General features: G+C 61.7%; 11 protein-coding genes. 2 read left to right on the plus strand and 9 right to left on the minus strand.

The features are described 5' to 3' along the window. The 8 genes from AKL28_RS12550 to AKL28_RS12585 form a co-directional block, all read right to left on the minus strand. Positions 1-891: hypothetical protein (locus AKL28_RS12550; protein WP_156226315.1), on the minus strand; the 891-nt coding region annotated here is incomplete at its 3' end. 486 nt (positions 892-1377) lie between these two features. Further along, positions 1378-1776 carry a hypothetical protein gene (locus AKL28_RS12555; RefSeq protein ID WP_050468485.1) on the minus strand — a complete coding sequence of 133 codons (399 nt, stop codon included), beginning with the start codon at positions 1774-1776 and terminating at the stop codon, positions 1378-1380. 57 nt (positions 1777-1833) lie between these two features. Next, positions 1834-4824, minus strand: a complete 2991-nt coding sequence (locus tag AKL28_RS12560; protein ID WP_050468486.1) for a two-partner secretion domain-containing protein — start codon at positions 4822-4824, stop codon at positions 1834-1836. Between the two features lie 33 nt (positions 4825-4857). After that, the gene (locus AKL28_RS12565) at positions 4858-6522 is read right to left on the minus strand and encodes a ShlB/FhaC/HecB family hemolysin secretion/activation protein (RefSeq protein WP_050468487.1); all 1665 of its coding nucleotides are present in this window, start codon (positions 6520-6522) and stop codon (positions 4858-4860) included. A gap of 824 nt (positions 6523-7346) precedes the next feature. Next, positions 7347-7766, minus strand: a complete 420-nt coding sequence (locus AKL28_RS12570; protein WP_156226316.1) for a hypothetical protein — start codon at positions 7764-7766, stop codon at positions 7347-7349. Between the two features lie 11 nt (positions 7767-7777). Next, complete coding sequence (locus AKL28_RS12575) at positions 7778-12661, minus strand: hypothetical protein (RefSeq protein WP_050468489.1); 4884 nt, start codon at positions 12659-12661, stop codon at positions 7778-7780. Between the two features lie 204 nt (positions 12662-12865). Beyond that, positions 12866-13555 carry a hypothetical protein gene (locus tag AKL28_RS12580; RefSeq protein WP_082221484.1) on the minus strand — a complete coding sequence of 230 codons (690 nt, stop codon included), beginning with the start codon at positions 13553-13555 and terminating at the stop codon, positions 12866-12868. A 136-nt stretch (positions 13556-13691) separates the two neighbouring features. Continuing rightward, positions 13692-15044 (minus strand): aminotransferase class III-fold pyridoxal phosphate-dependent enzyme, encoded by a 1353-nt coding sequence (locus tag AKL28_RS12585; protein WP_050468490.1) that lies wholly within the window; start codon positions 15042-15044, stop codon positions 13692-13694. A 255-nt stretch (positions 15045-15299) separates the two neighbouring features. Here AKL28_RS12585 and AKL28_RS24445 point away from each other — a divergent pair, with 255 nt between their 5' ends. Then, positions 15300-15443, plus strand: a complete 144-nt coding sequence (locus AKL28_RS24445; protein ID WP_156226317.1) for a hypothetical protein — start codon at positions 15300-15302, stop codon at positions 15441-15443. A 76-nt stretch (positions 15444-15519) separates the two neighbouring features. Further along, positions 15520-15927 (plus strand): CesT family type III secretion system chaperone, encoded by a 408-nt coding sequence (locus AKL28_RS12590; RefSeq protein WP_050468491.1) that lies wholly within the window; start codon positions 15520-15522, stop codon positions 15925-15927. Between the two features lie 156 nt (positions 15928-16083). On the opposite strand, the gene AKL28_RS12595 is transcribed toward AKL28_RS12590, so the two are convergent. Then, entirely contained in the window at positions 16084-16509 is a 426-nt protein-coding gene (locus AKL28_RS12595) for a hypothetical protein (protein WP_050468492.1), read from the minus strand. Positions 16510-16671: the final 162 nt, after the last annotated feature.

Here is a 16671-nt window from a genome sequence, read left to right on the forward strand (position 1 = left end):
ATAAGCCGCACTCAGGCCAACAGCCATTGCCCCGGGGAGAAGACTTTTTAGCTCTTTGTCGACTGCTTCAAACCGACCTGTCGATTTTGACAAGAGAGTCTCAAACTCTTCAATGTTTGATTTCGACAGTTCTTCGTACTGGATGCGAATTTCAGAGAAGGCATCATCTACTCTGTCGCCTAGATTTCCTAGGTTTTCAGAGAGCGCTGTGTAAGCAGATTCCAATTCGTCTTTAAGACCTGGTACGTGAGATACCTTTCCATCCGTCGAGCTTATATCTTCACCATGAATTGCCTTGTGAATGGCATCGATCTCAGTTTTCTTTTTTACTGCATTATTAAGAAGTAGTTGAGCACTTTCGCCGTTCTTCTTAATCTCTGCGAGTAATTCCTTTGTCTCCACGAGACATTCTGGAAGTTTTTTACTTTCCTCTAAATAGGCAGTGAATTCAGTCGCCTGCTTTTCGAGCAACACAGCAGCCTTGTCTAGCTCATTCTTTTTTTGGTTTACTTCTGCGATAAGCTGCGTTGCTTGAGCCTGAAGCTTTGTGATTTCATCCCGACGCGTGGTTGCATCGGTGACTAATGCCGTAATATCTGCTCGCTCTTTGATGGCCCCAGTCTTGAGCGTACCAATTTCTTCTAGAGCGCTTGTAAAAAGGCCTTCAATGTTCTTGACGTTGCTCTGACTCTCTACCGCTTTTGCGGCCGCTTCTCTGGCGGTGCTCTCTGAAATAGGCGAAGTCGTCCTGACTTCGTCGCGTAGGCTAACTATCTGCTCCTCGGCCGAGCGCTTGTCTTCGGCTACTGCTTTCTGCAACCCCTCTAAAGTGACCCAGATTTTATTTTTGAATTGGTCAAATTCTTGTTGATCGACTTTGGCGTCGAACATCCCCATTTTTCCCCCTTGTAGATTAGATAAAGCTTCTTTTTATTGTTAAAACTGTCAAATAATAATTGATTTTATGTTAGGCGGGAATGCAAGCCTGTTGATTTGCGCGCAGAATTGATCCTTTCCATTTTCCCATCACTCACTGACTTCCGAAGGCGGCTACGCGGTCATCGCCAAAAGTGCAGCAACACTCAGCGCTTTCGGCAACGACCCGGCAGTTGAGATATAGAGAGGAAGCGTGCTTGCGTTACTTGCTGCAGTGTCGCAGTGGTTCCAGAGCGAGCGCGCGCGTGACATATTTGATGTTTCCTTGGCGAAGTTTAGCGAGCGAGAGCGATCCAATATCCAATTAAATCAACGAGTTAATCCAACTCATAATCCGTTGGTGCCGTGTTCGACTCACGGGGGGCACCAGTAAGCAAAAGGGTTGCAGACCGATGAGATCTGCAACCCTTTTCTCTTTTTTGCTTGTGTCACCGCCGTGTGTCAACAGGCACATCGAAACGAAAACTGCGAATAATGCTGCGCCAGCAGTTGCAGCATCTCCGGTTCGGTCAAGGGCGGGCCGTCGACCTTGATGCGGGCCGGGAAGAATGTGCAGCGTTGGGGTTCGATCTTGCCCGCCAGGATGGGGCTGGAGGCAATCGCCGCCGTTACCGCGTAGGGAAAGATCGCATCGGTATGCGTCAGGTCCGATTTCATCACTAGCCCGGCGCGGATCTGGGTGACGGCCGAATTGTCGGCGATACAGACCACATAGACATTATCAATGCTGCCATAGGTCTCGGGTTCGACCTGGTACATGCAGTGCGTGGCCGATTGGTCGGCGTCGAACAGGCAGTCCAGCAAAGGCATGGCAAACGCCGCCGAAAATACTTTCCCCATTGTGATTCTCCTTTTCAAGTCGTCATGGCCGCGCGTCGATCAGGGCGGCGCTCGTGCTCAGAATGTTTCCGTGATGCCCTGCGGTAGCCGGATGCCGCCGCTGACGATGCGCAGGAACAGTTCGCCGCTGTGAGCCGGGTCGCTACCTTGCGGCAGCAGGGCCACCGGCGCGTTATAGGATTCGGTGCGGGAACTCTGTTCGCTGGCATAGGATTCAGTACGGGAACTCTGCTCGCTGGCGATTACGGGAGGAGGGGCGCGCAGCGTGAGCGTGCCATCCATGTAACGCATCACGTAGTTGTTCGAACTCAGGCCCGACACGCCGATGCGGTACTGCCCAGCCTGGGTTGCGCCTTGCGCATTGCCGCCATATGCCAGGGTGCCGGTCAGCGAAGCTAGGCTGTCGCCGCCGACGAAACCGCTGTAGCCTGCGCCGTTGCCGCCGGTCCACGGCGTGCCGGCAGTGGCGGCAGCATCATTGGCGGTGACGATCAGCGTGGCAGGGGCAATGCGCAGGCTGGCGCCGCTGATGGCGATGTCGTAGCCCTCCTGGCCGGAATACAGGCTCCCCAGGCGGAGCGTCCCGGCACCGGTGCTGTAGTTGCCCGCGTCGCGCGCGGCGCTGGTATAGGTCAACGCGCCCGACAGGACGGCGCCATTGCTGGTGGTATAGCTCAGGGTGCCGCCGGTGGTGCCGTCATAGTCGCGCACGCCGCTAACGACGGTGACCGTAGTCGGGCGCAGGAAGCTGCGCAACAGCGGCAGCGTATTGCCGTCATAGATGCGCCACTGGCTGCTGCCGGTGCTGTTGCCGATGTCCCAGCCGGCCGCAGCGTAGGTCGAGGCCAGGCTGGCCTGGCTCGCAGTCAGGCCGCGTGTGAGGGCATCGATTGTGCCGTCGTTGCCGCCGTATCCGGGGCCATTGGCATCCAGCCAGAACGATGACCGGATGCTGGAGACCGCTCCGTTGTAGCCCACCAGTGCGCCCTGGTACCTCACCGCTGCGCGCACCGACCCGCTGGCGTAGCTGTAGGAGATGGTGGCGCCCGGCACGTTGTAACCTGCCAGCCCGCCCACGTATTCATCGCCGCTGACGTTGCCCGAGGCGTAGCTGTTGTTCACCGTGCCGCTGTTGGAACCCACCAGCCCGCCGACGGAGCGCACGCCGCCGACTGTGCCACTGCCCACCGAATCGACGATCCAGCCGGAACTGCCGCCGGCGACGCCACCCACGTTGGTCACGCCGTAGACGGTGGCGGCGTTGATGATGTGTTCGCTGCGGGTGTAGTTTTGTCCGACCACGCCGCCGACGTTGTTGTTGCCCGAGACGTTGCCGCTCACGCGCACGTTATAGAGTTCACCGAAGCTGGTGCCGACGGCGCCGCCGACGTTCTCGTTGCCGCTGATGTTGACGTTGGCCAGGTTGAGGTTGCGCACCATGCTGCCGCCGCTGGTGTAGCCGATGAAGCCTATCCAATCGCTGGATGGCCGCTGTATCGTCAGGCCCGACACCGTATGCCCCAGGCCATCGAAGATGCCGCGGAACTCCGCGCCCCTGGTGCCCAGCGGGACAAAGCCCAGCCCGCCGTTCCAGCCGGCCGTGGCGCTCGCATCGATATTGCTGCCCAGCGCAAAGTAACGGGTGGTGACATTGTCCAGGCTGGCGTTGACGGCTTGCAACGTGGTCAGGTCATTGATCACGGTGTAGTTGTTGCCGGCAATGGACAAGCGCGGATTGCTGCCCGACAGGGTGATGGCGGCGTCGCTGACGGTGAAGCGACCGGTGCCACTGGCGGCGCTGCCGCCATTGGCGGTGTTGGGATTGATGACCAGTCCGGCATGGTTGCCGGTGGCCGTGACATCGGCCTGCACCTTGACGTCGTTGGCGGCCGTCAGGGTCAGCGTGGTGTCGGCGCTCCAGCTGACGCGGTCGGTGACCAACAGGTCGCCGCGTCCGGCGCTGCCGCCGCGGCTGCTCTGCAAGACTACGTTGCTGGCGTTGAGGCTGGCGCTCAATGCGGCGCCGCTGATGTCGCCGCCGCTGGCGGCGACCTTGAAATCCACCGGATCGATCAGCCAGGTGCCGGTCGCGCCGGCAGCGGCGCGAGTGTCGATCCGCACGTCGTCGGCCACCTGCACGCGGGCGGCGCTGGTCTCGATGAAGCCGCCATCGCCATTGCCGTTGGTGGCGGATGCATCGAGTGTGCCGCCCACCTTGACCAGGCCGTTCTGCATGTCGCCGATCAGGACGATCTCGCCGTGGCGCCGGTCGACGCTGCGCGCCTGGATCACGCCGGTGTTATTGACCACCGCCTGCGCCAGTGCGTCGGCCGCTTGTGCACTCAACAGTACGGTGCCGCCATCGGCCACGATCAGCTGGCGGTTCTGCGCCAGCGCCTGCGCGGTGCCCTGGTCGATGCGCACCTGCAGCAGGCCATCGCCATTGAAATCGAGCGTCATGGCGCTGCCGGCGGCCAGCGTCACGTTGCCCAGTCGCGCCGTGAGCGTACCGTCGTTGCTGACCTGGCCTCCCAGCAGCGCGATGAAGCCGCCATCGGCGGCCGTGATCTGGCCGCGATTGGTGACGTTGCCGGCATTGCCGCTGAAGCGCAGTTTTCCATTCATGAAATCCTGGTCCGACAGACCAAGGGTGGAGGCCACCAGGCCGTTGACGTTGACGCTGGCGCCGGCGCCGAACAGGATGCCGTTGGGGTTGATCAGGAATACCCTGCCGTTGGCGTTGAGATTGCCGAATATCTCGCTGGCGCCGCTGCCCAGTACCCGGTTCAGTGCGATTGCATCGCGCGAGGGCTGCACGAAGTTGACGGTTTCCCTGGCGGCGATGTTGAAGCTGTTCCAGTTGATGGCAAGCTTGTCGCTGCCCTGGGTGATGGTGGTGACGGCGCCATTGCTGGCGATGTTGCCGTTGCCCGCGGTGACCACGCCACCGGTTGGGGCGGCACTGGCGGTGGCGGCTGCCAGCAGCAGCAGGGGAAACAGGGTGGGGCGGCCGTAGGCACGACCGGCGTGACAGAGAAGTCGAGGCATGACGTGTTCCTGTAAGGGTCTATCGGAGGGGAGTCAGAAGCTCTTGGCCAGTTGCAGCCAGAAGCGCGGCGACTTGTCTGGCTCGGCGGTGGCGGCCGGGCCGGTGCGCCAGGCCAGTGTCGTTTGCAGGCGATATCCTTGTGGATGGTTCCAGCGCGCCCCCAGCCCGACGCCGGACAGATGGCGCAGATTGGCGCCATCGCTGGCCAGCGGGCTGTGGTTCAGGCGTCCGCGTGCGGCGTCGACGAAGGAAAATGCCTGCCATTGATATGACAGGGCGCGGCGCAGTTCGACGTTGAGCATGACCGCATCGTCGGCCGGGGCTTCGCCGGAGGGGGAGGCACGCACGGCATAGGGGCCGCCCATCGAGAATTTCTGTGCCGAATCCAGATTGCCCGCGGCATATTGGGCGCTCAGCTGAAGCAAGCCCTCCCATTGCGATCCCAACGCCTGCAGCCGGGTGGCCTGCAGGCTGCCATAGGAAAAACGGCCTTCGGTACGGTGCCCGATCTGATCGTCGGCGACCTCGGTGGCCGGCAGTTGCAAGCGGCCCAGCGTCACACCCAGCAGGGCCCGACTTTGCCCGCCGCCCAGCCAGCCGTCAGAGCTGTCTACCGTCACTGCGGTAGTGGCGGCATCGATGCGTTTGTTGCGGCGCGAATCGATGAGGCCGATGCGATCATTGAAGCGCTTGGTTTCCAGGCGCAACTGCAATCCCACATTGAGGCGGCGGCTGCGCACCAGCGGGTAGGCCAGGACTGCCGATCCCAGTCGCGCGCTACCGGACGCATCGAGCCGCGAAAAGTCGGAGCCCACCCGATACGCCATGGCCGCATACGAAACATTGAGGGTGGCGCCAGCCGCTCCCAGCGGCAACTGATAAGCCAGGCGGCCGTAGTTGAATCCGCTGCCGGAGCTAATGGCGTTGAACTGCAGCTGGTCGCCGATGCCCAGGGGATTGTTGAGCGCCAGCGCGGCGTTGGCATGCACGGCACCGGTATAGCGATTGCCGTGGTTGTCCAGGCTGACTTCGCCTTCGACATTGCGCTCATCGGCCACCTGCACTTCGAGGTCGGTGCTGCCCACCGAGCTGCCCGGGGTCAAGGCCGAGCGCACTGCCACGCCCGGCAGGTCGTTGATCAACAGCAGCTCCCGTTCCAGCCGGGTGCCGGCCAGCGGCAAACCCAAGCCGATCCGGTCCAGCCGTTGCCGCAGCGTGGCGCTGTCCATCCGCGATTCGTTATGCAGCCGGATTTCACCCAGCCGTCCTTCCAGCACCAGCAGGCGCACCAGGCCCTGGTCCAGCCGCTGGGCGGGCAGATAGGCGCGCGCCAGCAGGTAGCCATGCTCGCGGTAAAAGCAGGTGATGCGGGCGGTGGCTTCATTGAGCGTGGCCAGGCTGCGCTCCGGGCCGATCAGGTCTTGCAACAGCTGGGCCAGGATGTCTGGTGAAAACGCCACGGCGCCTTCGATACGAAAACCGCTCACGGCAAATTTTTCCTGACCGATGTCTGCCGGCGGCGGCGTGGCCCCGAGCGGCGCTTCCGGCGGGAGGCTCTGGTTGCCGGGCGCGGCCAATGGCTGCGCCGGCCGCAGGTCGCGTAGCAGTTCGCCGGCACCCGGCAGGCTCTGCGCGTGGGCCGCCGAGGCGGCCAGGCTCAGTACCGGGCCGATGACCCATAGCGTGCGCCGGGACATCTTGCGATTATCCGCACGCAAGCCGGCGGACCACTCCCCTGTTGTGTTTATTGAGGCAACCACGTCGCTTCCCCTTTTTATCGCCGGGCGAGAAAGCCTGGCTGTCGACACTGCTGGTTTTGTTGCGCCTGTTTATTCGAGGCCGGCGCGTCGAGGCGCTGGCGTGAAAATACTGTAGGACAATTCGCCGATCGAATGTCTCAACATTCCTCACGCCGGGGAACCGATGTAAAAGTGTTATCGGGCAGTGCTGTCGGGAACAAATGCAGTTTGAACCTTGAAACAAAAACGGCGCCCGAGGGCGCCGTCATCAAGGTCACTGCTTGCTGAAATAATGTTACGGGAAGACGCCGAACAGATCGTCGACGTCGTATCTGCGGTGGGTGCCAGCAGCGGGGCCCGGGTTGGCAGGTTGGTAGTGCTGGTCCACCTCACGCGAAGCGTCAGGCAAGACCGGCGATGTCGTCTGCGGTTTCACTTTGCTCCTTTCTCGATCGGTGCGTCTCGCTTGTCTGGTCCGGCCGTTACGTTCCCCCAAGCCTTGCGAACAAGGGGCCGGTCTCTCGTCTGTTTCGGTCAATGCCGGGGAACTGGCCGCAGCGATATTCTGCTGCGGCCGGATGCGCTATTAGGGTCAGGCGCCTGACCAGGTTTGCCGAGCCATCGGCCGCAGTCGCACGGAGCGCCGTGTGAACGTGGCTGTTCGGCGGGAAGCGCGGTCACCGGCCAGGGCGAAGCAGGGGGGGATTCCGCCTTCGCCGGTGCCGTTGCGGTGCGACCGATATCGCTCGCGCAAACCATGTTCATGAATGTTGCCGGAGCAGCTATGGTTCCATCCAGGCATCATTTTCCTGCTGCTCTTGCTCGTGATGGGCGACATCAGGCTCATCCATGCGCAGCAAGGTCAACAGCAGGCTTGCATGTTCCTGCGCGGGCGCGTCGCCGGTATCAGCGCACGGGTCCCACTGCGGGTCATGCCTATGCGCCAGCGCCTGCAGGATCATTTCTTCGGCCAGGGCCTGGCAGGCTTGGCTACGGCGTTCGCGTTGCCTGCCGGCAGTCAGGTTGCGCCGTTTTCCCTTCGGGTGTGGTGGCGCGACAGTTGCGGCCAGATGCAGCGCCAATTGGCGCGTCAGGTCGCGCAGGCCTTGTGCTGCTTCATCGCGCATCTGGAGCAGCTCCCGGGCGCGGAAGGGATCGGCTTGCATGGCGCGCAGTTGCGCCAGGGGCGGGGCGGTGTTCATCGTGTTTTCCATCATTTGCTCCCGGAGGCTGCAGCGGCTGGGTAAGCACGGCTCAGCGCATGCTGCAGGCGCGAGGCATGTTGCCTGCCTTCGACGCTGGTCAAGGAAGTGGAGAAGACGTTCCGGTACTTCTGGGTCAGGAAGGTTTTCATGAAGGGGGCCGCGTGCGTCTCCCAGGTTCGCTTGTAGAGTTCATCGTGCAAGCTTGTTACCTGCTCCGTCGTCAGTGCCGCAAAGCGTTCAGGATTCTTCTCTTCCGCTCCGGCAAGAAGTTGTTGTACATAGTCCCGGTAGGCTTGCTCAACGGTGAGGGGGAGATCGGGCAGGTGATAGTGCCGGTTCACGAACAGAGAAAGTTCTTGCCCCAAATCAGTCAACTGCTCTTTCGATAACCTGTCGCTAAGCTGCTTGACCACCGCTTTGGCAGTGGCCAGGGTCGGTTTGGGTGCTTCCATGTCCGGATGGTTGTCCCCTTTCGCCGTCTCCCATTCGGCGCCGACCAAAATCAGTTTGGGCAACGGTTGGCCGTCTGCGGACTTGGGGGAAATCGGTTCGATCTGGATCTCGATAACTTCCTCGGTTGGCGCGGCCGGTGTTGGCGGTGCAGATGGAAAAGTCTGTGCACGTTGAGGTCCTCCGGCGTAAGGGACGTCGCCTGGCATGCCATTCCAGGTGGATGCGCGTCGGGCGCTTCCAGCCCCAAAACCCGGTTGTGGCGGAGTAGCATAGGCGGCGAAATTCGGCGCCTGATACAGGGCTGGATCAGGGGGGCGGGCGGACCAGGAAGGCGGCGGCGGTGGAGCATAGCCGCCGCTAAACGGCGGGCGCGTATTGAAACTGTTTCGGCGCGGCATGCCGCCACCGCCGAAGCCGAACGGCGGCGGAGGAGGTGGTGGTGCGGTATTTTCAGGCGGATCGTAGGCGTGAGCGTAACGCGGATCGAAATTCGATGAAAATGGATTCGATGCATCGGCGCGCACAAACTTTGGATTCTGCTCGAACGGGTTTTTCCGGTCGAACCTGCGTCGGGAAGTCGATGCGGCGGGACGCGTGCGGGGGGGCGAGGTTTCGTCCCCTTCTTCATCCGACGAGAGCTGGCCGTAATAGCGCCGGGACTCGCGAATCGGCGTTTCATCTTCTGGCCGCCCATCTTCAAAGTATCCCGCATTGCGCGCGGCGGCAGCGGCAGCCCGTGTCTGCTTCCTGGCCTCCGCGGCTTCGGCCTTCGCTGCTGCAAGGGCCTCCACTTTCTGCTTGAGCTTGTCCGGCGGCGTATCCAGCACCACATAGTACTCATCTTTGTGAGCGGGAATGGCTATTTCTCGATAACCGTCAAGGTTGAGGAGAACCGGCTTGGGCCGATCGGGAGCCACCACCACATAGGCCAGTATGACACCGGTCACGCCGGAGAGGTCGCGATGGTGCGTCCTGACCTGTGCCTGGTTGCCGAGGCGCTGCCGGAGCTTGGCAGGCAAGGTATGGAAATTGTAGCTGTACATCTCGGGCCGCGCGGCGGTTTCCGGTGCGGCGGCCCGGCCGGCATCTTCCTTGGCGCCGGTGGACACCTTGGCATAGCCCCTGGTGGTGGGCTCTTCTGCTTCAGGCGCTGCGGGCTGGGCTGGCGCCGGGCGTCCGATCGTTTCCTTGCGGCCACTGACGTTGGGATAGGTCGATGCACTCGAGGCGGCGGGTTGCACAGTGGCGGTGCTGGACACCGGGAGCGCACCGCGGCCGACCGCTTCCTCCTTGCCGGAAATGCTTGGGTAGGACAAAGCAGTCGAGGTGCGTTGCGATACCTTGGCGGCGGGCGGCTGTGCCGGTTCTTGCTGGCTGGGTCGATTGACGCCGGGCTTCACGGCCGCCGTCGCAGGCGGCGCGGTTTGTGCCGACGCGACCTGCGCCTTGGCCACGTCCTCTGGCGGCGCCTGCTCGGTTACCCGCACGGGCGGCGCACTGCGCCAATCCGGCTCTGGCGACGGGAGGGCGGTCTTCTTTTCCGGCGTCGCTTGTTGCTCGTTGGCCTGCGCCGAGGGGGGCGTCGTGCTCACCACAACTGCTGGTGCATTACGCCAATCCACCGCTTGCGATGTTTCGGTTTCTTTTGCTGCGGTCATTGTGGGCTTTGGGGCTTTGGCAGGACTTGGCGCCACAGTCGCTGCCGGTGTTTCGACGGTGACCTGAGTGACCTTCGGCACGGCAGTGGACGCGGGTGTCGCGCTTTTGTCCGGCGCTGTAACCGGTTTGATGACGGCCACAGGCGGTGTCGGGGACGCCGTCGCTGGTTCCGGGGCCTTCGACGTCTTGGCCGGTTCCGACTGCCGTGTGACCACACGAGGGCTTGCCTGGCTTGCGGCGGGTGGTGTTTCTCGCGTGGTCGTTGGCGATGTGGACGGTTTGCTGGTTGCCACAGGGGCAGGCTGAGCCGAATCCTGCTTTTGCGCTGCCAAGGTTCTGGCCTGGGGCGCGACCGGAGTTGAAGCTGCCGATGGCGCGGGTACGGCATTATCCACTGCGCCGGTACTGGCCATTGGCATTGGCGTCACGATCTTGGTGGCTGCATTGCTGGGGGGGGCCACGGGTTTGGTCGCGTTGTCGACGGCTGTCACCGCTGATGGCTTGGGCTGCTGGACCTTGGGCGTCGCGGGTACGGACTGTGTCTTTGCCTGCACCGTGTTGCTGGCTTGCCCTGCCGGGCGCGTGACGACCGCAGGCACTGCCTGGCTAACGGCAGGTGGTGTTGTTTGCGATGCCGATGTGGGCGTGGAGGACTTATTGGCACCGACTGGAGCGGCCGATACGTTATTGGATACAGCTGGCGATGGTTTGGTGACGGTGCTCGCGACAGGCGTGACGGCCTGACGTACAACGGTTTTTTCCGCTTCCGCCACGACCGATGCGGCCGGTTCAGCATTGGTGGCAACACTATTGCTTTGTTGAGCAGGCGTCTTGGCCTGCTTGTCTGCGGCCACGATAGGAGCGGTCGATGCCTTTGCCGGCATCGGGGCAGTGTTTTTTTGCGGCGCGCGTTCGGCAGCCTCGGGTATGGGGTGGCTCACGTGGCCGGGTGCCTCTGCCGTTGCTGTCGTTGCTGCAGCTTGTTTTCTTTCAACTGCTGGGACAGGCTGGGACGGCGTGACGGGCATCGACGCTTGCACCGTGACCGGCTTGGTCTGGCTTGCGGCCGCGGTGACGATTGGCGTTGACGCTATCGATGGTGGTGGCGCGGCAGACGTGGTCCCGCGGGTGCTGGCAGTTGGCTTGGGACCGACGTTTTTCGCGGCGGCATTGGCGGGCGTGCCGCCATCCTGTTGCGGCGCAGTGTTGCGGGTCTCACTGGCAACTACGGGCGCTGGCCGGGCGGCGCGGTCGCGCGTCACTGACGGCGCAGGAGTGTCTTCATCCTGGGCGTCTTCCGCCGTGGGCTTGGGCGGTTGTGACTGTGGGGCGGGCGTGGGCGCCGGCGAAGAGACTGCGCTCTTTGCAACCGGGCTTGGTGCCGCATCAGCGTTGACATTATCCGTGACAGCCACCGCTGCGGATACTGATACTGGAGGCGCATCCTGCGGTTCAAGCACCGACTCCACCGCATGCTTCTCTGCCACCGGAGTCGCCGGGTCGCGCTTGCGATGATGGGCCGGCGCGCTGGACTTCTTGGTGTGCGATGAGGAAGCTTTGGTGCGGGCAGGTGTCATGCCCATGCTGGCGGCCATCCATCCAGCGATGCCGCCAGGCGCTGCCTTCTTCTTGCTCTCGCTACTGGTGCGACCAGCGCGCACGGAGCGCGTGTCATCATTCTTGTCCGACTGGCGTGCAGGCTTTTCCTTGGCCGGCGGCGTTGATTTTGCTGCAGGGGTGGAATCCCGGCGGGGCGCCTTGGAGGGCGTGGGCGCATCGTCGTCCGAACTTTCAGTGTCGCTGTCGGATTGGTCCAGCTTGTCCAAGACTTGCTGTTCCAGCTTGGCCAGTTCGGCATGTACCGTATCGAGCAGGCCGCGCAGCTTCTCGGCACTCTGTGCGTACTGGCGCGGCGGCAGACTGCCGTCTTCGGACAGCGGAACCGGCATGTCGTCGATTGCCTTCAACTGGCCCTTGAGCTTATTGTTTTCCAGTTTCTCTTCATCAATCTCTTTCAGCACGTCGCGTATTTTCAGTTCCGTTTCCCGGCTGACACCGGCCGCATCGAGTTTGTTGTTGAGCGCCGTGAATTTTTCGTCATATTTGGGTAGCTCGTTCCTGAGGCCATCTCGTCGCTTCTTCAGTGTGGCGATCTCGACATCGATGTCATCCATTTCGGAGGTGAACTGCGCGATCTTTTTATCGAGCGCCTGGCTGCGATTCTTGTAATCGCTCTTCCTGATTTCGTTGCGGTCGTGGCGCCGCTTCAGGCTTGACAGATCGTGCTTGTATTCGTGACGTTTTTCCTTCAGATCTTTGCGTTCGTCATAGTACGAATCGATGTTTTTTTCCACATCGGTCAGGCCGATGCTTTGCTCGGTGCTTTTTTCGTCCTGTACCAGTTCATGTTTTTCGCGCACCAGGGCGTGCTGCGATTCGGACATCTTGCCAAAACCGTCCAGCTTCTCCTGATGGGCTTGCAAGCGACTGTCCGACTGCGCCAATTGCTCCTGCAGGCCTTGGTAAGTCCTGGTATCAGCGGCGAGCCGTGCGGGAATCGACTGCGCCGTGGCGCTCAGCTTGATGAAACGGTTATAGAGTGTGTTCTCGGGTGAGCCGGTAGCGGCATGCTTGCCGTACTTGGTGATGAACGAGGGGACCGTGACCTGGATCTTGGCTCCAGGTTTTTCGGATTTTTCGCGCGATGTGCGCGTGTGGCGCGACGCGTGGGATGACGGCTCCGCATGGGATTGGCCGCCTTTGATAAATGCCTTTGGCATGACTGTTTGCTCCAGATGTTGGTGAACTGGGCCTTTCGGTCGATGCTTGCCGCAAGAGGCTGATTGCCTGATGAATCCTTTCTCGCAAGAAGACAGGGCGGGATGACAACGGAACCCGGAAAAGCCCTTGCTTCTGAGTCGGGCGCCGAAGCAAGACGGTTCCGTGATATCGGTAGCGCTGCATCGATATCGCAGCGCCGCTGGTCAATGCAGTGCGCGCGGGCGCGGGCCATGCAGCGTCGAGAAGCACCAGGTGCCGCTGTCCGGTGAAAAGACGGCGCACTCATCGCCTTGCCCGGTATCGCTCCACAGGGTGTGGTACTGGTGCCTGCCCATGATGGGTGCCTTGGACAGGGCGTCATCGGCGCAGAGTGCAAGCTGTTGGTCAGACCAGTTTGAGGTCAGGCGCACCTGTTGGCTGTACTGTTCGCCGCCGACGCGTTCCCACCATTGCTCGACGAAGTCCAGCACCTCGCGCTCGATGTGCAGCTGCGATATGCCATGCAGCGAATGCGCCATGAGGACCGGCACCGGCAACAACGGCGTGATCAGCATCTGCTGGTCGTCGAGCAGCAGGTCGTTGGTATCGGATGCGAAGAATCCCAGCGCCAGCATCAACCTGCGTTGCTGTTCCGGTTGGCCGGACATGATGCGTTCGAGGTCGATGCGTTCCAGCGGGGCGCGTTGCCAGCCCGGCAGCCCCAGGCCCAGCAACTGCTGGCGGTAGATCTCGGCGTCCAATGCGGAGGCAAAGGCCAGCACCCCGGCTTCGCCGCCGTTGCGAATATGAAATGTGTGATGGCTTTCTTCGCCGGGCAGGCAGCCGTCGGCCGCCTTTACTAATCCCCACAGGCGTGGCGCAATGGTTTGGTCGGCAAAAGTCGGATCGAACATGTCGCGCTCCTGGCTCATTGTTGTTGTCAAGCAGGCCGCGCGGGGCGGCCTGCCAACATGAGTAGCGCAATGTTGCCGACCGGTTCCGCCGATATTTTCTTTCAGTAGCCGCTTATGCAGATGCGGTTGAGACGGGCTACATCAGCGCCAGAGCTTGCGCGGTCTCATCCACTGCGCGTCCCAGCTTGTCGATCAGTTCGTCCAGATGGGCGTGCTGTGCGATGAGTGCCGGCGCGAGTGCCAGGCGATCGCCCACGGCGCTCACCAAGAGGCCATGCTGCTGCGCGCGCAAGCTGCAATAGTGCCCGGCCAGGCCCACTTCGTCGAAGCTGGCCCTGCCCTCGGGAGCCGGTGACAACTGCAGCGCAGCCACCATGCCGCTGCCCTGGATCTGGCCTACCATGGGGTGGCCGTCGAAGCGCTCGCGCAGGCAATACTGGAAATACAGGCCGGTATCGTGCTCGACGGTCTTCATCAGACCGTCGTCATCCAGCACGCGCAGGGTGGCCAGTGCGACTGCCGCCGCCAGTGGATGCCCCTGGTCGGTAAAGCCGTGTGCGAACGGACCGCCCAGGCTGGCGAGCGTGTCGGCCATGCGCTCTGATACTGCCAACGCTCCCATCGGCACGTAACCCGAGGTCAGGCCCTGGTCCAGGATCATGGCGTCGGGACGGATACCGAAGTGGTCGCTGCCGAACCACCGGCCGCAGCGGCCGAAGCCGCTGACAGCCTCATCCATGCACAGCAGGATGTCGTACTGTTCGCAGATGCGCTGGATTTCCGGCCAGTAGCTGTAGGGCGGATAAATGACGCCGCCGTTGCCTTGAAACGGTTCGGCCAGGAACGCACCTACACGTTGCGGCCCGAGCTCCAGCAGTTTGAGTTCCAGTTCACGGGCTGCAGCCAGGCCGAATTCATATTCGGTCAAAAATCCGTCGTAGCCGAACCAGTACGGCGGCGCGATGTGGCACACCTGGTCCAGCGGCAGATCGTCGAAGGCATGGCCGGCGCCATGGCGGCTGCGGCGGTGGCTGATGATGATGCGCTTGTCTGGCTTGCCGGCCAGTTCCCAGAAATGCCGCACCGAACGGCAGAGCAAGTCGTTGGCTTCGGCGCCGGAGTTGGCGTAGAGCACACGCTGCATGCCTGGCGGCAGCAGCTTGAGCAGCTTGGTGCCGAGCTCGGACAAGGGCGCATGGGTAGCCTGGAGAAATTGGCCGCTATGGCCCGGCGCGTCGAGCTGGCCGGTCGCGGCGTGCACCAGGGCTGGATGGCCATGACCGAGCGTGGCGCAGGATTGGCCGCAGACGCCGTCCAGGAATCTGGTGGCATCTGCGTCCCACACATACATGCCTTCGGCTCTGGCGAATACGCGGAGTTGTTCTGGCCGCAGCAGGGCATGGTCCTGGAAGGCGGACCGCACATGGCGTGCAAGATGGATGGCCCGATGGTCTTGTTTGGCCAGGGCAGGGCCGACGAAATGGTTCATGGCAGTGAGCGCATGGCGCTGGTTGTTGCGGTGGAAGGTCGCGGCATGGGCCGCCTAGATTGATGGGTGTAGCGCCTCGTCCAAGGGTTCCAACGACATGCCGCGCCGGGCATGCCCAGGAAAAAATAAAGTGAAAGCGATTGTTACTGGCCCTGGCCGTTGAGCTGTCGGCATTGGACGCGCAGTTGCGACGGCGTGGAACCGCGCGCGCCAGAAGACCGACTCATCTATCCACTCATTCGATGGAGAAACAAGATGGACATCAATCCTATCAACACGCTCAATACGGTAGTGAGCAATCCAATCGGCATCATTACCGATCCGCTGGGTACGCTGACCGGCGGTGGTGGCGGCAATGGCAACAACGGCGGCGGGTCCAAGAACGGCGATATCGTCTGATCGTGGCGTTGCGGCGCAATTCACGCGCCGCAACGCCGCCTTGGCCGCATGATTAAAAAAATAAAACTGGGGAAGTATGTCGATACACCGTTACCACGCCTTGATCGATCGTTTGTGCGAGCAGTTGTCGATCGAAGTCAAGCCGACCATGTACCAGGCCGCGCAGATCGAAGTCGATGGAGTCGGCTTCACGCTGTTCCATGCCGGATTGATGTTGTCCGACAGCGTGCACATGCATTGCGATTTCGGCGCGTTGCCAGGCGCCGCGCGTGAAGCGGTGCTGCTGCGCCTGCTAGAGACGCAGACGCATCTGTTCGGCGTATGCGCGCCGGTGTTCACCTATGACCGCATGCGCGACAGCGTCGCCTTGATGTGCCGGTTTCCGCTGAACGAGGAAGCGGATGCGGCATCGACGCTGGAATTGCTGCGCTTCTTTTCCGGTCTGGCAAAGCGCTGGCGCCAGGATCGATTCACATTCGTGTAGCAAGCCGCAAGCCATCACGAGTGGTGGCCATCTCGTCCATCATTGCCATCGTCACCGTATCGATAACAACGAAAAAGGGCTGGGTCCTGTGCGATACAGGACCCAGCCCTTGAGGCCTGATGCGATGCTCTGACCATCCCGCTTCACGGGGCTGGTTCAACCACCAGTGATGTCACCTTGCTGGCCCACGCTGTCGGCCGAATTCTTGCCCTTCACTTGTTGTAATTGATCAACCGGCACGCCGGTCATGGCCGACAGTTTGTTCAGTTCCGCGTCGGAAATGTTGCCTTTCTTGAGCTTCTTGATCAGGTCCTCGAGCTCATTGGAGCCACCGCCGCCGTCGCCGCCAGCGCCATTGGCGCCATCGGACTGTGCGGCTTCCGGATGGCGTTTTTGCAGCTCATCCGCAATGGCCTTTTGCTGCCACTGCGGCAGGTTGCCTTGCAGCAGGCCTTGCAGCAGTTCCTGGTCGGATTTTCCCGACAAGCCGTCCTTGAAGCCTTTGACTTCATTCGCCGATGGAGTCTCGCTGCCGCCGGTCACGCTGCCGGTGCCGCCATTGAAAGTGATATTCATGCTCATGCTGTTTCCTTACAAAAATAGGAGGGGCTGGTGTACTGCCACCATGGGTGAACCCGTTCCGTCCTTTGGTTCCAGCGTTGGGAAATGAATCATGCTCCAATCAAATTTTTTTACGGACCCCGATGAAGCACCTCTTCCAAAATGAGTGGGTGCCATCCCGAC

It is taken from the genome of Herbaspirillum chlorophenolicum (assembly GCF_001189955.1).
Classification (GTDB): Bacteria; Pseudomonadota; Gammaproteobacteria; order Burkholderiales; family Burkholderiaceae_D; genus Herbaspirillum; species Herbaspirillum chlorophenolicum.

Coding starts and splice junctions, on each gene's coding strand:
- AKL28_RS12590 (WP_050468491.1), top strand. CDS start 15,520: ATGTCGATACACCGTTACCACGCCTTGATCGATCGTTTGTGCGAGCAG.
- AKL28_RS12570 (WP_156226316.1), bottom strand. CDS start 7,766: ATGAACACCGCCCCGCCCCTGGCGCAACTGCGCGCCATGCAAGCCGAT.
- AKL28_RS12595 (WP_050468492.1), bottom strand. CDS start 16,509: ATGAGCATGAATATCACTTTCAATGGCGGCACCGGCAGCGTGACCGGC.
- AKL28_RS12555 (WP_050468485.1), bottom strand. CDS start 1,776: ATGGGGAAAGTATTTTCGGCGGCGTTTGCCATGCCTTTGCTGGACTGC.
- AKL28_RS24445 (WP_156226317.1), top strand. CDS start 15,300: ATGGACATCAATCCTATCAACACGCTCAATACGGTAGTGAGCAATCCA.
- AKL28_RS12560 (WP_050468486.1), bottom strand. CDS start 4,824: ATGCCTCGACTTCTCTGTCACGCCGGTCGTGCCTACGGCCGCCCCACC.
- AKL28_RS12565 (WP_050468487.1), bottom strand. CDS start 6,522: ATGTCCCGGCGCACGCTATGGGTCATCGGCCCGGTACTGAGCCTGGCC.
- AKL28_RS12580 (WP_082221484.1), bottom strand. CDS start 13,555: ATGTTCGATCCGACTTTTGCCGACCAAACCATTGCGCCACGCCTGTGG.
- AKL28_RS12575 (WP_050468489.1), bottom strand. CDS start 12,661: ATGCCAAAGGCATTTATCAAAGGCGGCCAATCCCATGCGGAGCCGTCA.
- AKL28_RS12585 (WP_050468490.1), bottom strand. CDS start 15,044: ATGAACCATTTCGTCGGCCCTGCCCTGGCCAAACAAGACCATCGGGCC.